Below are 18,129 nucleotides of genomic sequence, written 5' to 3'. Positions count from 1 at the left end.
CTGGATGAGACTTAAATTGGATGAACTAGAATAAAGAAAAGGCTCACAAATTACTTTGTGAGCCTTTCTGTTTTAAGCGATACACGATTTTCTAGTTCGTAGATTTCACTGTTAGACCGTTGTAGTACTTGTCTTTCATCTTAAGTGCAACGTTCACTAGGTAAATTAGTACAGGTACTTCAATCAGTGGACCGATAACAACGGCAAACGCTTGGTCTGAGTTGATACCAAATACAGAGATTGCTACGGCAATGGCTAGCTCGAAGTTGTTGCCTGTCGCTGTGAATGCGATTGACGCGTTCTTGTCATACTCAATACCCATCTTCTTACCAATGAAGAAGCTGATGAAGAACATTGCAGTGAAGTAGATAGTCAGTGGAACCGCAATCAATAATACGTCCATTGGCAGTTCAACAATCATCTCGCCTTTTAGGCTGAACATTAGAACGATCGTTGCCAGTAGTGCAATCAGTGTGATTGGTGAGATGCGTGGGATAAACACATCGTTGTACCACTGCTCGCCTTTCATCGACACTAGGATCTTACGGCTTAAGAAGCCCGCTAGGAATGGGATACCTAGGTAGATAAGTACACTGTGAGCAATATCGGTCATCGATACATCAACCATCATACCTTCGTAACCAAATACAGGCGGTAGAACGCTGACGAATAACCACGCCATAAAGCTGTAAGTCACGACTTGGAATGCGCTGTTCAAAGCAACCAAAGCTGCGCCATACTCTTTGTTACCGCCGCCGATATCGTTCCAAACCAGAACCATCGCCACACAACGAGCAAGACCAATCAAAATAACACCCACCATATAACCTGGGTGATCACCTAAGAAAATCAGTGCCAACACGAACATTAGAATAGGACCGACAATCCAGTTCATGATCAGAGACAGTTTAATGGCTTTCTTATCTTTAACCACAGTGCCTAATAGGTTGTAGTTAACTTTAGCCAAAGGTGGATACATCATTAAGATAAGGCCAATCGCAAGTGGAATGTTGGTTGTGCCAACAGACATTGATTCGTTCCACTGTTCGATTTGTGGAAACAAGGTGCCAAGCAGTACACCAATGCCCATGGCGATGAAGATCCACAGTGTTAAGTAGCGATCGAGAAAACCTAATTTTGGTTTCATGATATTATCTCTTTGGTTGATATCGTTAATCGTCGAAAAACGATACTTGAAAGTAAAAAAATACGCTTAGTTTATTCTATGTTCGACAAGCTAAGCGTGGTTAATCTATTTTAAAATAGCGTCGATCAGCGATTCAAATTGCTGAATATTATCTCGGTTAATGCGATAACACATCTTCGGTGGTATCGATTCGGCGGTGATGAAGCCTGAGTTCTTCAAGATTCGTAAGTGCTCAGATACCGTTGACTGAGCCAAACCTAATTCACTCACCAAGTCACTGTTCAAACAGCCGCCCGATTTTTCTAACGTTGAAAGGATACTCAATATACGTACTCTTGCCGGGTGAGCGAGTGCTTTCGCTAGAGCTGCCATTTGCTTATTAGCTTCGGCATCACCATGTCCGATTGGTAGAGCACAGCCACCAGTTGTAGAGCAAGTTTCGTTCATATTGATGTTTCGCTTTCAATAATCGTTAAAAGACGATTGATAGTAAGCCCATTTCTTTTATTGGTCAATGCGAAATTTAAAAGTCGGCCTAAATTGGCATCTCAGATCAGTGGTTTTAGCTAAGCTTGATATTCGATTTTTATCTGTTTTTATTCTGTGGATACAGAAAACCACGGGTTTACCCGTGGATGAATGCCTTTGGAGACGGTACGATGGATAAATGCAATATTACACCTCATCCCATAGTGTCTACTACACGAAGTATCACGTAGTTTGGGTAACTAAGTACCGTCGGAAAATCCTGAATCCTGGTATGTGCAGCTACCTACGGAAGGTTATGCCAAAGTTACTGCGAAGTTTACCTGGCGTTGAGATTGAGACGATAGGCTTTGATGAAGATCATCTGCATATGATGATGCTTATCCCACCGAAATACAGTATTTCAGACGTCATGGGTAAACTAAAAAGCCAATCGTCGCACCACATGCGAAAAACGTTCAGTTGGCTAAGTAAGGTTTACTGGAAAGAGAACATTGTGTGGTCGCCAGGTTACTTTGTCAGTAGCGTAGGCGTGAATGAACAAGTTATAGCGAATTACGTTAGACACCAGGGCGAAAAGGATTCTGGTCAACTCCGCATGGAGTTGTAACAGTAAGTACCCCGTGCATGCACGGGGGTATCTACCTTCTTATTGCGCATAAACAAGATTTTAGATTTAAACAAATAAATCGACCGAAAAGCATTGCATTCACTGGCTAATCTAGCGATATAATCGAATGCAGAACCGTTACACAAGATAACGAAAAATCATAATTTACACTTTAATCTTTACTTATAGGTAAGCCCTGAAATGCCACAACAGAACATCAAATTTATCGCTGCTGATATGGACGGCACTCTGCTTAATGAACACGGAAAGTTAGACCCTGAATTCTTCAATCTTTACGAGCGACTAGAAGCTCAAGACATCACTTTTGCTGCGGCATCGGGCCGTCAGTATTACAGCCTGATGGAGACATTTTCTCCGTTAAAAGATCGCATGATGTTCGTTGCTGAAAACGGCACATTAGTGATGCACAAAGGCCAAGAGCTCTACAGCTGCTTACTTGATACTGATGCCATCAAAGACATCATCCAAGAAGCGCGTGCCATGGAAGGTGCATATGTGGTGTTATGTGGTAAGAAATCAGCGTACATCGAAACCAAAGATGAGCGTGCTCTGGCGGAGATCTCGAAGTACTACCATCGCCGAGAGCAAGTAGAAGACTTACTGGCGGTAGAAGACGATTTCATTAAGGTGGCTATCTGCCATTTCGACGGTTCACAAGAGAAAGTGAACCCAACTATTGAATCCACATTTGGTGAGAAATATCAAGTGGTTGTCAGTGCAAAAATATGGTTGGATGTGATGAATGCTGAAGCGTCGAAAGGTGCGGCGATTAAGCATCTACAAAACTCATTAGGCTTCACCTACGAGCAGACCATGAGTTTTGGCGACTACTTGAATGACTTGGAAATGCTTAAAGAGAGCTACCACTCTTACGCGATGGAAAACGCGCATCCAAAGTTAAAAGAGATCGCACGTTTTAGCGCGCCAAGTAACGTCGATGCAGGTGTTTTCCGAGTGCTTGAGAACCTGCTAGCGTAACGCGGTAAAGCTTCATCCGATTTTTATCAAAGCCAACTCGTGAATATGAGTTGGCTTTTTTGTTGGTGAGCCTGAACTTTATAATCCGTTTTAACATTGGTTGGCCAACGTACATTCAGGTTTGATTTTTTTACCAAGTTTACTCATCCAAAATGTAGCAGCTAGAACCACAATTCCTGCAATGGTAAAACCATACTCAATGGCATCTGCTTGCGCCAATACCGCAATCAACACATAGCTTAGGCTTTGTGTGAGTGTGGCGAATAGGGCTAATCCTCCATCCACTCTTCCTCGCTGCTTCATTGCCACCGCGTGGTGCATCCAATTGGTACGTGCGATTCTATTGAGCGCGTTGAATGCCCCGAAGATGAAAGTCAGCACAATGATATACGCTGGATTTTCTACTTGGCTCATGAGCAATAAAGAGACGGCGATGATCACCATGGCTATTTGGATGATTGTTTTGTGGGAAGCGGACTTTAGAATTAATGGTAAAGACACGCCAATGATCAGTGCGCCCATGCCGAGTGAGATGTTGTAAAGTGCGAGCCAATCTCCGGTCACATTGAGCTCTGAAAACCAGATAGGAACCAAACGACTTAAAAAAGTCATCATCGGATATGAGAGACAAGACACAATTAGAAACCCGTAGAATTGTGGCGACTGAGCAAATACATCCTTAATCTCGATTAGCTGCTGCTTGAAAGGTGTATTTACGCTGTCCTTGATTCGTCTTCTGTAGGGAGTCATTAGATAGCTGATAGCTGATAGCTGAAATAGTCGAAGCAATACCTGCAAAAATCGCAAACTCATTGATGCTCCATTGTTCTAGTAGCACAACGCCCAAAGCCCCCGCACCTAATGTTGTCGACTGCAGAATAATTTCTTGGTGGCTAGAGATTTTGGCGTATTCGTGGTGATCGTAATTTTCTTGTGTAAAGGCGTTGTTGGTGTGCCATGCTAGGCTACTGGAGACCCAAAAGATCAGCTGAGCCGCACCTAACACCATAATCGAACCAAATCCGAGCCAGTATATAGCAGCGACAATAAATGCGGTTGAAGCTTGAATTATTTGCGCGATGATCAGAATGTGTTTACGAGAATGGTGGTCGATCAACGCAGAAAAATACGGGGTTACTAGAAAAGTTGTGACGGTACAAAGCAGGGCGGTCAGCGCTACAAAAGTTCCCATGTTAGGTGTCGCTAGCATTAACCAAGGCAGTGCTAACATAAACAGCCCTGAGCTAATGCCATCAAAGAAGCGTCCGGTAAGGTAGGGTGGTGTTTTTCTCTTCATATCGTTGTCTCATCTTCTCTGTTTTGCATAACTCTACAACTTAAAGTTAACTTTAAGTCAAAGGTTAATTGACAGAAGTTAGAGTTATTCTGGAGGGGAGATATCGATATTTTGAATGACGATGAGCAAGAAACTTCAACTCGATATTATTTCTGATGTAATGTGCCCTTGGTGTGTGGTCGGCTACAAAAACTTAGAGCAAGCCATTACGGAGCTTGACTTAGAACAACAGATTGAACTTGAATGGCAGCCGTTTGAGCTGAATCCTGATATACCACAAGAGGGTGAAAACCTGCGTGACCATATCATGAGAAAATACGGCTCTAGTGCGGAAGAGAGCCAAAGTTCTCGTGAGCAACTGGCTGCTCGTGGCCAAGCCGTTGGGTTCGATTTTAACTTCTATGACCGCATGAGAATGGTGAATTCTCGTCATCTGCATGTGCTGCTCGATTTTGCTCTAGCGCACGGTAAACAGACGGAGTTAAAGCTACGTTTCTTTACGGCGCACTTTTAAGAACAGAAAGATCTGTCTGATCTTAAAGTTATTGCGTAAGAAATTGAAGCGGTTGGGCTAGATTCAACCAAGGCACTGAAGCGCTTAAAGAACATCGACAACTTGAAGCAAATTGAAGCGCAAGATTTTGAATGGCAACGCATGGGGATCTCTGCGGTACCTACTGTGGTATTCAACCGCAAGAGTGCAGTGATAGGCGCGCAGATGGTTGAAACGTACAAGCAAATCCTTCAAGAACTTATTGCTGAATCATAAGTCAGTCATTGGTATCAATTAGAGTTTGAATTTCATGGAATCATTGTCACTCGCTCAAGCGCAAAAAATTGTACTGCTTTCGCAAAAGCTACCGCCTAAAAAGCAACGTAATAGTGGCGCTTTGGCGAACACGCTGTCTGCAATTGAAAACCTTGGCTATGTGCAAATTGATACCATTTCTGTGATTCAGCGAGCCCACCATCATACGCTGTGGAATCGTAATCAAGACTAGCAACTGAACCATCTGGATAAGCTGTTAGAGCGTCGAGAAGTGTTTGAGTATTGGTCGCACGCCGCTGCGTATTTACCCATGCGGTGCTACGAAAGCTGCCCTGTTCCACTACGTAGACGAAGATTTTCATACTGCAGAAGGCCATGGCTTAAAGCATGGTTTTACGATTCTAGGTAGCAAAGGCTGCATCACTCTCGACACCAACCCATGGCTACCGCCCGAAGACAATTCGTTCACGGTTGAGATCTATGAAACATTCACACGCGAAGTTAAAGTTGAAGCGCAAGGTGATGGCTTCCATTATCAAGTGCGCAATATCCGCCAAGCGGTTGAGCGAGGTGATACTCAGCTCACTTCACCAATGGCGACTCACCAAGACTCTCGCGTCATCATGAAGTTACTGACTGATTGGGAACAAGCGGCTAGCTAGTGTCTTAGTAAAAGAAATACGACTCATGTTGTTCTGTATGACTTGATAACAAAATCACATAGACAAATATGAGCCGTATTGTTGGTTCTGCTTACTTTTTGGGCGAGCTTACTTAAGCTACAGACGTTTTAAAGGCGGTATTGAATGCTTTTGCATTGGCGCGAATCTCGTCGTCAGATAAGCCAGGCTTGTAAAGTGACGCTCCTAAACCAAAGCCTTTTGCACCTATGTCTAAGTACGGTTTCATGCTCTCGACGGTAGGGTTGATTCCTCCTATAGGTAAGCAGATTGCTTCAGGAGGCAGTACGGAATTCAACGCTTTAAAGCCATCAAGGCCAAGCACAGAAACTGGGAATAGTTTTAACCCTGTCGCGCCGGCAGCAAGTGCAGCGAACGCCTCTGTTGGCGTAACTACACCAGGGAAGCTGACGCAACCTGCAGCCGCTGACATTTTCACGACTTGTTCGTTGAAGTTCGGCGTTACGACTAAGTTTGCACCCGTATCAATCACAGCTTGTGCTTTTTCTGGTGTGGTAACGGTACCCGCGCCAATTAAGTATTGATCACCGAAATGTTCGACTAGCATTTTAATGCTGGTTAATGCATCTGGTGAGTTCAATGGCACTTCAATCATTGAGAAGCCTTCCTCAATCAAAATCTGCGTCACACGAATACAATCTGCCGGTTCTACACCACGGATAATAGCAACGAGTGGTAAGTGATCACTTAGGTTAAAGTCTTTATTTGTCATTGTTCATTACCTCTTTAATTTTTAACATTCCAGCGATGAAAGTGTCATCGCCATTCACGTATTCGGTTGTTTTCTTTAGCTGACGACATGCTTGGTCATAGCGTTCTGATAGGGCTTTCCCGCCCACCAAGTAGATGCTCTCTTGATGCAGTTCGCGTACTTCGTTACCGATTAACAGCCCTGATAAGTAATCAAACACTTCACTCTCTTCTAGATTGCCGAATAGACGATGCGTTCTGGCTTTAAAGAGCTGATTAGTGATTGACGGGTTCGAGCTTTCCTCTACCCCTTTTACAAAAGCAGCGTTAGAGCTGATTTGTTCAGGTAAGCCACGCCCTAGGATTGTGTGTGTCGATAGTGCAGAGAATAGTTCGCCAGTCATGTAGGTTGAAAACGAGACTAACTTACCCGCTTCAATATTTGCGTGTTTGCTGTGAGTACCCGGAAAGGCTGCTTCAAGCGTCAGTTTGCCTGCTAACTCAAGAAGTCCAAACAACTGAACCTCTTCACCACGCATGACGTCGTAGTTACCATGCTCATCACAATGGCTGACACCCGGAATGATGGTGGCTGTTGCCCCCCAAGGGAGGTCGAATTGATGGGTGTTTCGAGCCAAGGACTGCACATTAGTTGGCGTGGAAATATAAGGGACGTTGACCCAGCCTTGGGCGGAACCAACCATACCTGCCATGTAAATGGGTAAGTGTTGGTATTCGCCGAGCCACTCACTCAGCAATGATTCAAGCTTGGTTGCAAAGGCACCATCTTCAACCTGAAGCAGTCCCATTTTGCGTCCTGTTTTATCAACGGCCTGTCCTTGTTCATCCATGGCAAAGGCACGAAAGTTTGTCGTTCCCCAATCCAGAATTAGCCAACTGATTTTGTTTTTTTGATTCATAATTACAGCTCACAGACGCGCCCTAGGGCGCGCAGTTTTAGGTTTAGTTGATGTACTTTTTATCTGTTTACTTTGTCGAACCGTTAACGTTTCGGGTCTAGCTAACTCTGTTTATTTAGTTAACCTTACCCCTTTAGTTAACCTTGTATTGCTTGATGATGTCGGTATTCACATCGACACCGATGCCCGGATTAGTAGAGATTTGTACCTTGCCGCTTTCCATCTTGATGCCATCGCAAATGAGATCTTTGCGAAATGGGTGTGAAGACTGGTCGAATTCAAGCATTGGCTCGATAGGGTTGAGTGATAGAGGTGAACTTGGTAGTGAAGCAATAAACTGCAAAGAGGCCGCAATACCAATGCCAGAACCCCACACATGTGGAATCATCATGGTGTGGTTTGCTTGTGCCATTGCTGCAATCTTCTTACATTCCGTGATTCCACCTGAAGAACATAGATCAGGTTGAATCACGTCTAACGCTCTCTGTTCAAGCCAAGGTCGGTAGCCCATTTTTCCGAACAGTTGCTCACCTGCGGCGATATAAGTCGTAGAAAGGTTCTTGATTTCTTGATAGCCAGTAATGTCTTCTGGAGCTAACAGTTCCTCTAAGAAGTACAGGTTGAACTCTTCTGTTTCTTTGATGATACGACGTGCAGCAGCGGCGTTGTACGCCCCATTAGCATCAGCCATGATCTTCACATCATTACCAACGGCTTCACGAATTGAACGAATGAAGGCGATGTCTTCATCTACGCCGAATCCAATTTTGAGTTTGAACGCTTCAAAGCCACCATCGACATAGCGATGTGCTTCCTCAATAGCTGCTTCTGGATATTTCGCGTCTGCGACACGATAGAAGCCAGTTGCGTACGGGGTGACTTCCTTGCGGAAAGCACCGCCGATCAGTGAGTGAATTGGTTTATTGAGAGCCTTACCAATGACATCCCACAGTGCAATATCAACACCGCTGATCGCGTTCACCGCAGAACCACCTTGACCGTATGGGCGAGTCACGTTGTACATCTCTTCCCAAAGCACTTCCACGTCGAACGGGCTGCGTCCGAGCAGTAGTGGCTTAAAGGTATGTTCAATAAATGCCGCCGCAATGTGCGGGCTCTGTAGGCCGTGACACAGAGCTTCACCAAAACCAACAACCCCTTCATCAGTAACGATTTCGATGATCATTGAGCTACGGTTATGAACCCAGCCTTGTGCGAAGTAAAACGGCGTCTCTAATGGAACTGAGATTGCGTGTGGAATGACATCAATAATTTTCACAATAAATACCTTACTTAAATCAGAATCAGAGATATCTGAGGAATAAATACAATCAGCGTTAACGCGAACATCATGGCTAGGAAGAACGGGATAATGGCTTTAGAAAGTTTCTCAACAGAGACCCCTGAAACGCTCGAGCCAACAAATAAGTTTAGACCCAGAGGAGGAGTGATAAACCCGATAGCCAATGTCACCACCATGATGATGCCAATGTGTACTGGGTTGAAACCGAATAGCATGGCCACTGGAACCAAGATTGGCGTCAAAATAATGATTGCCGCAACGGTCTCCATGAAACAGCCGACGACGAGCAGTAGTGCTACCATCAAGATAATGAAGATCACCTTGCTATCAGAGAACTCAAGCATCGCGTTAGCAATTTGTGTTGGAATTTGCTCAAGTGCTAAGTACTTACCAAAGGCTGTCGCGGTACCTACAATCAACAACACAATCACGGAAGTAATCACCGATTTAGTGAAGATTTTTGGTAAGTCTTTAAAGGTAATTTCTTTGTAGACGAATAGGCTCACAATAAGGCCATAAACCACCGCTACTACACTTGCTTCTGTTGGGGTGAAAATACCGCCGTAGATACCACCAAGAATGATTACTGGGATAAGCAGTGCGAGTTGAGCGTGTATAAATTGAGCCCACACCTCTTTCCAGCTAAATGGTTCGTCTGATCCTTTGTAGCCTTTTTTCTTAGAGTAGATGTATGCCCAAGTCATCAAACAAAGCGATACCAAGATGCCTGGGATGATGCCTGCAATGAATAAGTCGCCAATTGATACGCCTGCAGATACGCCGTACATCACCATTGGGATGCTTGGTGGAATCATGACACCAATCGCACCTGCTGCTGTGACAACCGCGGTTGCAAAGCCCTTGTCGTAGCCGTACTTGATCATCGCTGGAATCATGATGCCGCCAACCGCTGCTACCGTAGCTGGGCCAGAGCCCGAGATAGCAGCGAAGAACATACATGTAATTATTGAAGCAATCGCGAAGCCACCCGTGATGTTTTTCACTAATGAGTTAGCAAAGTTCACCAAACGTTGCGAGATACCGCCGCTGCCCATGATGTCACCCGCTAGGATGAAAAATGGTACTGCCATAATTGGGAAAGAATCGACAGAGGTGATTAAGGTACTCACAAGAAAATCAACGCTTAAGGTGCCGGTTGAAATAATGGTGAGTAGCGTTGCCATACCCAATGAGATAGCAATGGGCACAGAGGCAATAACGAGTAGTGCGAAAGTCGCAAACAAAATAAATACTGACATGATTACCTCCTATTTCGCTGTTTTGATGTCATCAGTGGTGATACCATCTGTTGAATCAACCTGATTGATGTAAGTGCAAAGCCTACTGGGCCTGCTAGATAAACGATCCACATTGGCAACCCAAGTGCTGGTGATGTTTGACCTAGGTAATATAGGTTCGCCACCATTTGCGTTGATTTAAATAAAATAACAACAGAGAATGCTAAGAAGACGAAGTCCGAAAATAGGCTTAGGTACTTTTTTTCCTTGTCATCAATTAACATTGCTATAGCTTCTATTTTTATGTGGCTCTTTTTCGCGACAGCAAAGCTGATGCCGATATAAACTAACCAAATGAAACAATAGCGAGCTAACTCTTCAGTCCAAGCAATTGAATAATCGAATGTTCTGGATACTACTTGTAAGAATATTGCCGCCGTCATAATAACGAGCAGTATTACGGCTATCGTATTTTCAAAATACTTATCTAACCAATTCAACATAATAAGGTTCCTTGTTCACTTATTACTTAGACCTATTACTTGTTTATTATTTATTAATGATAGTTATTGAGGGTTAATCATCAAAATAGTCAGTATTAATAATGTAATGGCCTAAATGTTAAGTGATGGCTTAAGTTACTGAGCGGCTAATTCGTTTTCAGCTTTTTTAATTTGTTCTTGGAAAGCGGAGACAACATCTTTGCCAATGATTGGTGTGTATTTCTCAATAACGGGCTTAGTCGCTTCTTGGAAGCCAACCAGTGCTTCAGGTGTTAGCGTTACGACTTCCATGTTTTGTTTAATAACATCCAAGCTTTCCAGATTGACTCGACGGTTAACTTGACGCTCGTAGTCGCCAGCATCAATAGCGGCTTGGCGCAGAACCCTTTGATCGTGACGGCTTAGTTTGTTCCATGTCGCTTGGCTAACAATTAAAGCTAATGGTGTGTATACATGGCCTGTGTTTGATAAGGTTTCTTGTACTTCGAACAAGTTGTTCAGTGCGATATTCGGGTAAGGGTTTTCTTGCCCGTCAACCGTGCCTTGCTGCAGTGCTGTGAACAGTTCGTTGAAGGCCATCGGCGTTGGTGTTGCGCCCATTGCTTTCCAAGCGTCTAGGTGAAGTGGGCTCTCCATAGTACGGATCTTTAGGCCTTTCACATCTTCAATCGATTTCACAGCACGACGTGAATTAGTTACATGACGGAAGCCATTTTCCCAGAAATCCAGGCCGACTAAGCCTTTTGACTCTAGTCTTTTCAACATGTCGTCACCAAATTTACTGCGTAGCACTTTATCTGCGACATCTTCACTGGTGATCATAAAGGGAAGGTCGAACACATTGTATTCAGGGTAGAAGTTAGCCAGTGGACCCGTCGATGGAATAGATACGTCAAGTGTTCCTAATTGCAGCATTTCAATCGCCGCACGGTCATCACCTAATTGCGCTGAAGGGTATATATCCACCTTCAGTTCAGTAAATTTCTCAACAATTTCTTTAAACTTAGCAGCACCATCATAGATAGGATGTTTGTTATTAGAGCTCATGCTGAAACGTAATGTTTGAACTTGAGATTCACCTGCTGCAATACTCGATTGGTTATTTCCTTGAGAATTTGTAGCAATAGCTGCACCAATGATTGAGGCGACAAACACCCCACCAATGGCTAGAATTTTTCCGGTTCTAGACATAGTCGTACCTGATTAATTTATTATTTATATAAAGTGTATGTTACATACACCTGTAGGGTTAATTAAGTTGCTTGGATATTTTCTGACAATATTCAGTAATAACAGGAATTAACTCCGTCATTCTTTCATCAGACATGTATTCTTTAATGCTGGTTACTGATATAGCTGCAATAATATTGTTATATTTATTTCTTATTGGTACAGCAACGCAACGTACAAGGTCTTCGTTATCTTCTAAGTCATAGCTGTAGTCATGCTTAGAATATTCATTCATTCTTTTTAGCATCGACTCGACGTCATGATTAGTTTGCGATGAAATAAGTCGAATCCATTCCATCTTTGGCATATCAATCATTAACGCTTTTCCAATACCCGTTGCAGACATTGGCAGTCGGTCTCCCACTTGAGATCGCAGTTGAATTGCACGCTCTCCCGGGATTTTATCTAGGTAGAAGATTTGATCCTCATCTTGGATACCTAAATGGACAGTATCTTTAGTTTGAGCAGCAAGTTCGCGAATAAAGGGTTTCGCAATTTCTTTGAGAGGCATGTCTTGTTGGGCGCGGATACCAAGTTGAATCATTTTAGTACCTAGCACTAGACCAATCCCTTTCACTTCTCGGATATAGCGAGCTTCAATAAGGCCTTGGATAATTCTGTGCACCGTAGATTTCGGCAGCTGCAAATGTTCACACACATCTTTCAGTTGTCGATTACCTTCAGCGATCGAGTCGATGACCGCGATTGCTTTTACCAATGCTTGATTACCTTGTAACTTGCCCATAAAACCGCCTCTCGTTGTATGAGAGAAATATAGCGGTAGTTTGCTATTGATAATGTGATAACTCTCAACATTCCGCTTTGTGAAACAAGAGTCCCACATTGTGGAATTTATCGGTATAAGTATAAATACTTTGCATTTGAAACAGCCACAGTGTCCAATGTCGGTTAAGACAATATTGACCGAAAAACCTTATTTTTAAGGTGTTAAATAGGAAGTTTGCTGTATGCGTAAATCAGATAAGAAGATCGAAAATCAGATCAGAGACGTGTTAACGGACGTGTGTGAAGATACGTTGAAAAGCTACGATGGTTTTCTATGGGTGACTCATACGGTCAATTTCTCTTCTTTTCCACAGAGCCTAAAAATCGTTTGCGTATTCGACACCAATCAAGATAGAGCTAACTTCTTAGAGGGAGGAGGTCAGCAGGAGGTCTCTGTTACCATCCAAAAGGCGTTTAGTCAGGTTGGGATTACATTGAAGAATATCGATAAGCACGTGAGCTTCGATACACAAGAGAATTGCGACCGTGACCATCAAGGTAAGTGGAGCCATAGACTTTAAGAAGCTTTAGTCAGAGTTCTGATTGGTTCGCTAACTAAAGAACGAAAGCCTACACGAGGTAGGCTTTGTTACATTTTTATCGAGTGGATAGGGGAATGTATTTGGGCGTGGAGGCAGTCAGGCTCCGAATGTTATAGTGGGAGCCTGAAATAAAGCCGCGATATGAAGTTATGAATTAATGACCTTGATACCTTTGTCTTGAAGTTCATCAATTACGCTGCTTGAAAGATCAATGTCGGTGATCACACCATCAAGCGCACTTAAATCTAAGGCGTGGAAAGTAGCGATGCGCCCGTATTTGGTTGAGTCTGAAATCAGATAGTTAGTATTAGCAGCTTGAACAATGGCTTGTTTGACCAATACCTTATTTTCACAAGGTGTTGATAGCCCTTTTAGATTCCAAGATGAAGAAGAGATAAAGGCAATATCAATATTAATCCCTGCCAAGAACTCAGCCACTTTCCCCCCAATACTCGATTGATTTTCACGATCAATCTTACCACCAGTATGGTAAATCTCAGATTGTGTGTTGTTCATTAGGTATGCGGCAATAGCAAAGTCATTGGTAATAATCTGTAGGTCATCACGACCAGCAAGTTGATGAGCGATCTCCAAAGAAGTTGTTCCTGCATCTAGGTAGATAGTCGAGAACTCAGGAACCAACTGTGCAGCCAATTGGCCAATTTGAGCCTTTTCACTGGACTGTTGCTCTACTTTTATGTCGTGGGACAACTCGCTGTGAAGTGCCTTAGTTAGCTGCACGCCACCCGAAACAGAAATCACTTTCCCAGATGTTTCTAGCTTTACGATATCTCGACGAATGGTCATATGAGACACCTCTAGGTGCTCAATGAGCTCAGAAATACTGATCACCTCTTGGTGTGACAGCAGTGACAAAATGGTTCTCTGACGTTCCGCTGGAATCATGATTCTTCTTCTATGTTTTTATTTTTCATCATCCTATCAATCTTTCGCGATATTGTGAATATCTGTGAATATCTGTTGTTAAATAGTAATTAGAACTGTGATAGCCGCCGAAATTACCATTGTCAAATACCTCTAAAGGGTTAAGTTATCTTTGGTTGTTAACTTTTGTTAAAAGTGTGACTTATCACTAAGTAGCATTCGGTTGCCTCACATATAATCACAAACATAAACAAGAATTAACAAATCTAGAGTTCAATAATTACGTGAAAGGCATCTTGTTATGAGTGAAGTTCAATCTGTTGGTGTTATCGGTTTAGGTTCTATGGGTATGGGTGCAGCTAAGTCATGTGTACGTGCAGGGCTTGATGTATATGGTTTTGATTTGAATCCACAAGCGCTTGAAACCTTGGGTGAATATGGCGCAAAAGCGGTATCAACCAGTGCGGTGGAGTTTGCTGACAAACTCGATTCTGTTTTGGTATTGGTTGTGAACGCTGTTCAAGCAAACACGGTGCTGTTCAAAACAGGTCTCGCGGCGGCATTAAGACCTAATACGCCAGTTATGGTATCGGCGACAATTTCCGCGGAAGACGCAAAACAAATCGAAGCTCAGTTATCTGAGTTCGGCCTTGTGATGCTTGATGCGCCCGTTTCAGGTGGTGCAGTAAAAGCAGAAGCTGGTGAAATGACCATCATGGCTTCAGGTGCAGTAAGCACATTCGAAGCTCTGGATCCTGTTCTCGATGCAACCGCTGCAAAAGTCTACAACGTTGGCGAAGCTATTGGACTTGGCGCGACTGTGAAGATTATTCACCAGTTACTTGCAGGTGTTCACATTGCTGCAGGCGCGGAAGCGATGGCATTAGCGGCACGCGCAAACATCCCTCTAGATCTGATGTACGACGTAGTGACCAATGCGGCGGGCAATTCTTGGATGTTCGAGAATCGAATGAAGCACGTTGTTGATGGTGACTACTCTCCAAAATCTATGGTCGATATCTTTGTTAAGGATTTGAACTTGGTATCGGATACCGCTCAAGACCTGAAATTCCCACTTTCTCTATCAAGTGCGGCACTGAATATGTTCGTGAGTGCGAGTAATGCTGGCTTTGGTCAAGAAGACGACAGCGCTGTGATCAAAGTGTTTCAAGGCATTGACCTACCAGGTGTTAACACACCAAAAGTGGAGAAGTAATCATGTTGTTAGGTGTTATTGCAGACGACTTTACTGGCGCAACAGATATAGCGGGTTTCCTTGTTGAAAACGGGATGCGTACTATTCAATTGAACGGAATTCCGACGGGAGACTTTGATGCTTCAGCCGATGCCGTTGTTATTAGCCTTAAGTCTCGCTCTTGCCCAGTAGATGAAGCGGTAACCGACTCAGTAACTGCGCTTAAATGGCTTCAATCTCAAGGCTGCCAACAGTTTTACTTCAAATATTGCTCGACCTTTGACAGCACGGCTGAGGGTAATATTGGCCCTGTAACTGATGCACTGTTGGCTGAACTTGGCGAAGATTTCACTATGGTTTGCCCTGCATTACCAATAAATGGTCGCACGGTTTACAACGGCCACTTGTTTGTTTTTGGTGAGTTGCTCAGTGATTCAGGTATGCGTAATCACCCTGTTACACCAATGGCGGATTCAAGTGTGGTTCGAATGATGGACGCGTAATCAGAAGGTGTTTCTGGTTTGGTTAACTTTCAAACGATTGAACAGGGCTCTGATGCAATTACCGCTCGTTTTAACGAATTAAAAGCTCAAAGCATCCGTTATGTGGTAGTTGATGCCTTTAACGCAGAGCACTTGGTGACGTTAGGCCAAGCAGCTAAATCTCTGAAGTTAATCACAGGTGGTTCAGGCTTAGCTGCTGGTATTGCAAAAAACTGGACTGAACATCTTGCTGACCAAAGCGATGCAAAAAACGCAGGTAGCCCAATAAAAGCACCAACAGTTGTGTTCTCTGGTTCTTGCTCGGTAATGACTAACCAACAGGTTGCAGTATACAAGCAGCTTGCTCCTCACTTTGCTATCGATGTGAAGGCATGCTTAACCAACGATCAATATGCCAATGAAGTGTTCGGTTGGGTAATGACCAACAACCAAGGCGAGTTTGCTCCGTTGGTTTATGCAACGGCAGACGCTGGTGCGCTTAAAGCTATTCAAGAAGAATACGGCGCACAAGCTTCAAGCCACGCCGTTGAACAGTTTTTTAGTCAACTAGCTATCAAACTACAACAGCATGGTGTGAAAAACTTCATAGTTGCTGGTGGTGAAACATCAGGTGTCGTGACGCAAAGTTTGGCTATGAAAGGTTTCCATATAGGCCCTCAAATCGCACCTGGTGTACCTTGGGTTAAGTCGGTTGAAGGTGAGCTTTCGCTAGCGCTTAAATCGGGCAACTTTGGTGATGAAAACTTCTTCGCTAAAGCGCAGTCATTCTTTTTATAAGCGAGATTCAGATGAGTAAAATTGTAATGAACGAGCAGCAGTTAAGAGAGCAAATGGTCACGCTCGCTCGTTCAATGTTCGAACGAGGTTACGCCACTGGTGGCGCAGGTAACCTATCTGTCAAATTACCAAATGGACATTTTCTAACAACACCAACAGGTTCTTCATTTGGTCGTCTTGTGGCTGAGGAATTGTCGGTTGTCGATATCGATGGCAACCATATATCAGGTAAGAAGCCATCGAAGGAAGCAGCGTTTCATCTAGCGATTTATCGCAATAACTCAGAATGCAATGCGATTGTGCACTTGCATTCGACTTACCTGACAGCGCTCTCTTGCCTAGATGGTTTAGATCGTGAGAACGCGATTAAAGCCTTTACGCCTTACTTTGTGATGCGTATTGGTGAGCTACCAGTGATTCCTTATCTGCGCCCGGGCGATCCGCAAATCGCAGAAGAGCTTGCGCAGCGAGCAGGCGATTACCGTGCCTTCTTGCTGGCGAACCACGGCCCAGTAATTACGGGTACTGATTTTGAAGATGCAGTAGACAACGCCGAAGAGCTGGAAGAGACAGCAAAACTTGCGTTCATTCTTAAAGACAGCAACATCCGCTACCTAACGGATGCTGAGGTTCAAGACCTTAAAGGGATAGGTAAATAATGGCTAAGTTCGCAGCAAACCTGACCATGTTATTCACAGAAGTTCCGTTTCTAGAGCGTTTCGAAAAAGCGCACCAAGCTGGCTTCAAAGCGGTGGAATACCTTTTCCCATACCCATTCGAAGCACAAGAGCTCGCAAACAAGATGGAGCTGTTTGGCTTTGAACAAGCACTGTTCAATATGCCTCCAGGCGATTGGGATGCAGGTGAGCGTGGCTTTGCAGCTATCCCAGGTCGTGAAGAAGAGTTCAAAGTAAGCGTTGGAACTGCACTGATGTATGCCAACGCGCTGAACTGTAAAAAGGTTCACGCCATGTCTGGCATTGTTGATGCGCGTTTCACACGTGAACAGCACGTTGATACCTTCATCTCGAACATCCGCTACGCAGCTGACAAATTTGCAGAGCAGGGCATCGATCTGATGATAGAGCCTCTCAACAGTCGCGATGTGCCGAACTACTTTGTTGCACATCAACGTGAAGCTGTAGAGCTTATCAAGCAAGTTGATCGTCCAAACGTGAAATTGCAGCTCGACCTATACCACGCACAAATTATGGATGGCGACTTAAGCACATTGATTCGCAATGTCGCGCCTTATACGGGTCATATCCAAATCGCATCAGTACCTGAACGACATGAACCGTCGGAAGGTGAACTGAATTACCCGCACCTTTTCACGGTTTTGGATGATTCTGGTTACCAAGGTTGGATTGGTTGTGAGTACAACCCAAGAAACACAACAGAACAAGGTCTCGGTTGGGTCAAGCCGTATCTCTAATTAGGCAACTTAAACAAGAACCGAATAAAAAATAAATAATTCGACGATTTAACAACGAATAAATCGCTTGCATAGAAAGCATTGTGGGTAGATCGAACTGCCTACAGTACTTT

At 43.8% G+C, this 18,129-nt stretch carries 16 protein-coding genes and 5 pseudogenes; 10 read left to right on the top strand and 11 right to left on the bottom strand.

Translation table 11 applies throughout. The features are described 5' to 3' along the window. Positions 1–91: 91 nt before the first annotated feature. Entirely contained in the window at positions 92–1,147 is a 1,056-nt protein-coding gene (gene arsB, locus ACMAZD_RS18250; protein ID WP_435250085.1) for an ACR3 family arsenite efflux transporter, read from the bottom strand. A 105-nt stretch (positions 1,148–1,252) separates the two neighbouring features. Next, a complete protein-coding gene (locus ACMAZD_RS18245) occupies positions 1,253–1,594 on the bottom strand; it encodes an ArsR/SmtB family transcription factor (RefSeq protein WP_435250084.1) in 342 nt (113 codons plus the stop codon). 220 nt (positions 1,595–1,814) lie between these two features. Here ACMAZD_RS18245 and tnpA point away from each other — a divergent pair, with 220 nt between their 5' ends. Together tnpA and ACMAZD_RS18235 are read left to right on the top strand one after the other, a co-directional pair. Next, complete coding sequence (tnpA, locus tag ACMAZD_RS18240) at positions 1,815–2,243, top strand: IS200/IS605 family transposase (protein ID WP_140150538.1); 429 nt, start codon at positions 1,815–1,817, stop codon at positions 2,241–2,243. 201 nt (positions 2,244–2,444) lie between these two features. Then, a complete protein-coding gene (locus ACMAZD_RS18235) occupies positions 2,445–3,242 on the top strand; it encodes a Cof-type HAD-IIB family hydrolase (RefSeq protein WP_435250083.1) in 798 nt (265 codons plus the stop codon). A 90-nt stretch (positions 3,243–3,332) separates the two neighbouring features. On the opposite strand, the pseudogene ACMAZD_RS18230 reads toward ACMAZD_RS18235, so the two are convergent. Beyond that, positions 3,333–4,539 (bottom strand): annotated as a pseudogene (locus ACMAZD_RS18230) (MFS transporter). Positions 4,540–4,660: 121 nt separating this feature from the next. Here ACMAZD_RS18230 and ACMAZD_RS18225 point away from each other — a divergent pair. The 3 pseudogenes from ACMAZD_RS18225 to ACMAZD_RS18215 form a co-directional block, all read left to right on the top strand. Next, a pseudogene (locus ACMAZD_RS18225) lies at positions 4,661–5,308 on the top strand (DsbA family oxidoreductase). Between the two features lie 34 nt (positions 5,309–5,342). Continuing rightward, positions 5,343–5,630: pseudogene (locus ACMAZD_RS18220) on the top strand (DNA glycosylase AlkZ-like family protein); the annotation flags it as partial. Between the two features lie 37 nt (positions 5,631–5,667). Further along, a pseudogene (locus ACMAZD_RS18215) lies at positions 5,668–5,970 on the top strand (Gfo/Idh/MocA family protein); the annotation flags it as partial. 112 nt (positions 5,971–6,082) lie between these two features. Here the strand turns inward: ACMAZD_RS18215 and ACMAZD_RS18210 are convergent. The 7 genes from ACMAZD_RS18210 to ACMAZD_RS18180 all read right to left on the bottom strand — a co-directional run bounded on the left by ACMAZD_RS18210 (position 6,083) and on the right by ACMAZD_RS18180 (position 12,638). Next, a complete protein-coding gene (locus ACMAZD_RS18210; protein ID WP_435250082.1) occupies positions 6,083–6,721 on the bottom strand; it encodes a 2-dehydro-3-deoxy-6-phosphogalactonate aldolase in 639 nt (212 codons plus the stop codon). Then, a complete protein-coding gene (locus ACMAZD_RS18205; RefSeq protein ID WP_435250081.1) occupies positions 6,711–7,619 on the bottom strand; it encodes a 2-dehydro-3-deoxygalactonokinase in 909 nt (302 codons plus the stop codon). The genes ACMAZD_RS18210 and ACMAZD_RS18205 overlap by 11 nt, the downstream gene beginning before the upstream one ends. A 133-nt stretch (positions 7,620–7,752) precedes the next feature. Continuing rightward, on the bottom strand, positions 7,753–8,898 hold the full coding sequence (locus ACMAZD_RS18200; protein WP_435250080.1) for a mandelate racemase/muconate lactonizing enzyme family protein: 1,146 nt from the start codon (positions 8,896–8,898) through the stop codon (positions 7,753–7,755). Between the two features lie 14 nt (positions 8,899–8,912). After that, entirely contained in the window at positions 8,913–10,181 is a 1,269-nt protein-coding gene (locus tag ACMAZD_RS18195; protein ID WP_435250079.1) for a TRAP transporter large permease, read from the bottom strand. A gap of 2 nt (positions 10,182–10,183) precedes the next feature. After that, positions 10,184–10,663, bottom strand: coding sequence for a TRAP transporter small permease (locus ACMAZD_RS18190; protein ID WP_435250078.1), 480 nt, complete (start codon positions 10,661–10,663; stop codon positions 10,184–10,186). Between the two features lie 135 nt (positions 10,664–10,798). Next, positions 10,799–11,854, bottom strand: coding sequence for a TRAP transporter substrate-binding protein (locus ACMAZD_RS18185; RefSeq protein WP_057623545.1), 1,056 nt, complete (start codon positions 11,852–11,854; stop codon positions 10,799–10,801). A 58-nt stretch (positions 11,855–11,912) separates the two neighbouring features. Beyond that, on the bottom strand, positions 11,913–12,638 hold the full coding sequence (locus tag ACMAZD_RS18180; protein ID WP_435250077.1) for an IclR family transcriptional regulator: 726 nt from the start codon (positions 12,636–12,638) through the stop codon (positions 11,913–11,915). Positions 12,639–12,861: 223 nt separating this feature from the next. Here ACMAZD_RS18180 and ACMAZD_RS18175 point away from each other — a divergent pair, with 223 nt between their 5' ends. Next, entirely contained in the window at positions 12,862–13,200 is a 339-nt protein-coding gene (locus tag ACMAZD_RS18175; RefSeq protein WP_435250076.1) for a Fis family transcriptional regulator, read from the top strand. A 168-nt stretch (positions 13,201–13,368) separates the two neighbouring features. On the opposite strand, the gene ACMAZD_RS18170 is transcribed toward ACMAZD_RS18175, so the two are convergent. Continuing rightward, positions 13,369–14,127 (bottom strand): DeoR family transcriptional regulator, encoded by a 759-nt coding sequence (locus ACMAZD_RS18170; RefSeq protein ID WP_435250075.1) that lies wholly within the window; start codon positions 14,125–14,127, stop codon positions 13,369–13,371. Between the two features lie 280 nt (positions 14,128–14,407). Between ACMAZD_RS18170 and ltnD the strand changes: the two genes are divergently transcribed. From ltnD to otnI, 4 genes and pseudogenes are all read left to right on the top strand, one after another. After that, entirely contained in the window at positions 14,408–15,322 is a 915-nt protein-coding gene (ltnD, locus tag ACMAZD_RS18165) for an L-threonate dehydrogenase (RefSeq protein ID WP_435250074.1), read from the top strand. Between the two features lie 2 nt (positions 15,323–15,324). Beyond that, positions 15,325–16,581: pseudogene (otnK, locus tag ACMAZD_RS18160) on the top strand (3-oxo-tetronate kinase). Positions 16,582–16,592: 11 nt separating this feature from the next. Then, positions 16,593–17,240, top strand: coding sequence for a 3-oxo-tetronate 4-phosphate decarboxylase (gene otnC / locus ACMAZD_RS18155; protein ID WP_435250073.1), 648 nt, complete (start codon positions 16,593–16,595; stop codon positions 17,238–17,240). Continuing rightward, complete coding sequence (gene otnI, locus ACMAZD_RS18150) at positions 17,240–18,016, top strand: 2-oxo-tetronate isomerase (protein ID WP_435250072.1); 777 nt, start codon at positions 17,240–17,242, stop codon at positions 18,014–18,016. Before otnC ends, otnI begins: the two co-directional genes overlap by 1 nt. Positions 18,017–18,129: the final 113 nt, after the last annotated feature.

It is taken from the genome of Vibrio sp. nBUS_14 (assembly GCF_051201655.1).
Lineage (GTDB): Bacteria > Pseudomonadota > Gammaproteobacteria > Enterobacterales > Vibrionaceae > Vibrio.
The sequence above is the reverse complement of the archived record's forward strand: the minus strand, read 5'-3'. Positions and strand labels throughout refer to the sequence as shown.

Bases quoted from the DNA above. Each gene is read 5' to 3' on its own strand.
- tnpA (WP_140150538.1), top strand. From the start codon at position 1,815: ATGCAATATTACACCTCATCCCATAGTGTCTACTACACGAAGTATCAC.
- ltnD (WP_435250074.1), top strand. From the start codon at position 14,408: ATGAGTGAAGTTCAATCTGTTGGTGTTATCGGTTTAGGTTCTATGGGT.
- otnC (WP_435250073.1), top strand. From the start codon at position 16,593: ATGAGTAAAATTGTAATGAACGAGCAGCAGTTAAGAGAGCAAATGGTC.
- ACMAZD_RS18210 (WP_435250082.1), bottom strand. From the start codon at position 6,721: ATGACAAATAAAGACTTTAACCTAAGTGATCACTTACCACTCGTTGCT.
- ACMAZD_RS18235 (WP_435250083.1), top strand. From the start codon at position 2,445: ATGCCACAACAGAACATCAAATTTATCGCTGCTGATATGGACGGCACT.
- ACMAZD_RS18190 (WP_435250078.1), bottom strand. From the start codon at position 10,663: ATGTTGAATTGGTTAGATAAGTATTTTGAAAATACGATAGCCGTAATA.
- ACMAZD_RS18245 (WP_435250084.1), bottom strand. From the start codon at position 1,594: ATGAACGAAACTTGCTCTACAACTGGTGGCTGTGCTCTACCAATCGGA.
- arsB (WP_435250085.1), bottom strand. From the start codon at position 1,147: ATGAAACCAAAATTAGGTTTTCTCGATCGCTACTTAACACTGTGGATC.
- otnI (WP_435250072.1), top strand. From the start codon at position 17,240: ATGGCTAAGTTCGCAGCAAACCTGACCATGTTATTCACAGAAGTTCCG.
- ACMAZD_RS18205 (WP_435250081.1), bottom strand. From the start codon at position 7,619: ATGAATCAAAAAAACAAAATCAGTTGGCTAATTCTGGATTGGGGAACG.
- ACMAZD_RS18170 (WP_435250075.1), bottom strand. From the start codon at position 14,127: ATGATTCCAGCGGAACGTCAGAGAACCATTTTGTCACTGCTGTCACAC.
- ACMAZD_RS18185 (WP_057623545.1), bottom strand. From the start codon at position 11,854: ATGTCTAGAACCGGAAAAATTCTAGCCATTGGTGGGGTGTTTGTCGCC.
- ACMAZD_RS18195 (WP_435250079.1), bottom strand. From the start codon at position 10,181: ATGTCAGTATTTATTTTGTTTGCGACTTTCGCACTACTCGTTATTGCC.
- ACMAZD_RS18175 (WP_435250076.1), top strand. From the start codon at position 12,862: ATGCGTAAATCAGATAAGAAGATCGAAAATCAGATCAGAGACGTGTTA.
- ACMAZD_RS18180 (WP_435250077.1), bottom strand. From the start codon at position 12,638: ATGGGCAAGTTACAAGGTAATCAAGCATTGGTAAAAGCAATCGCGGTC.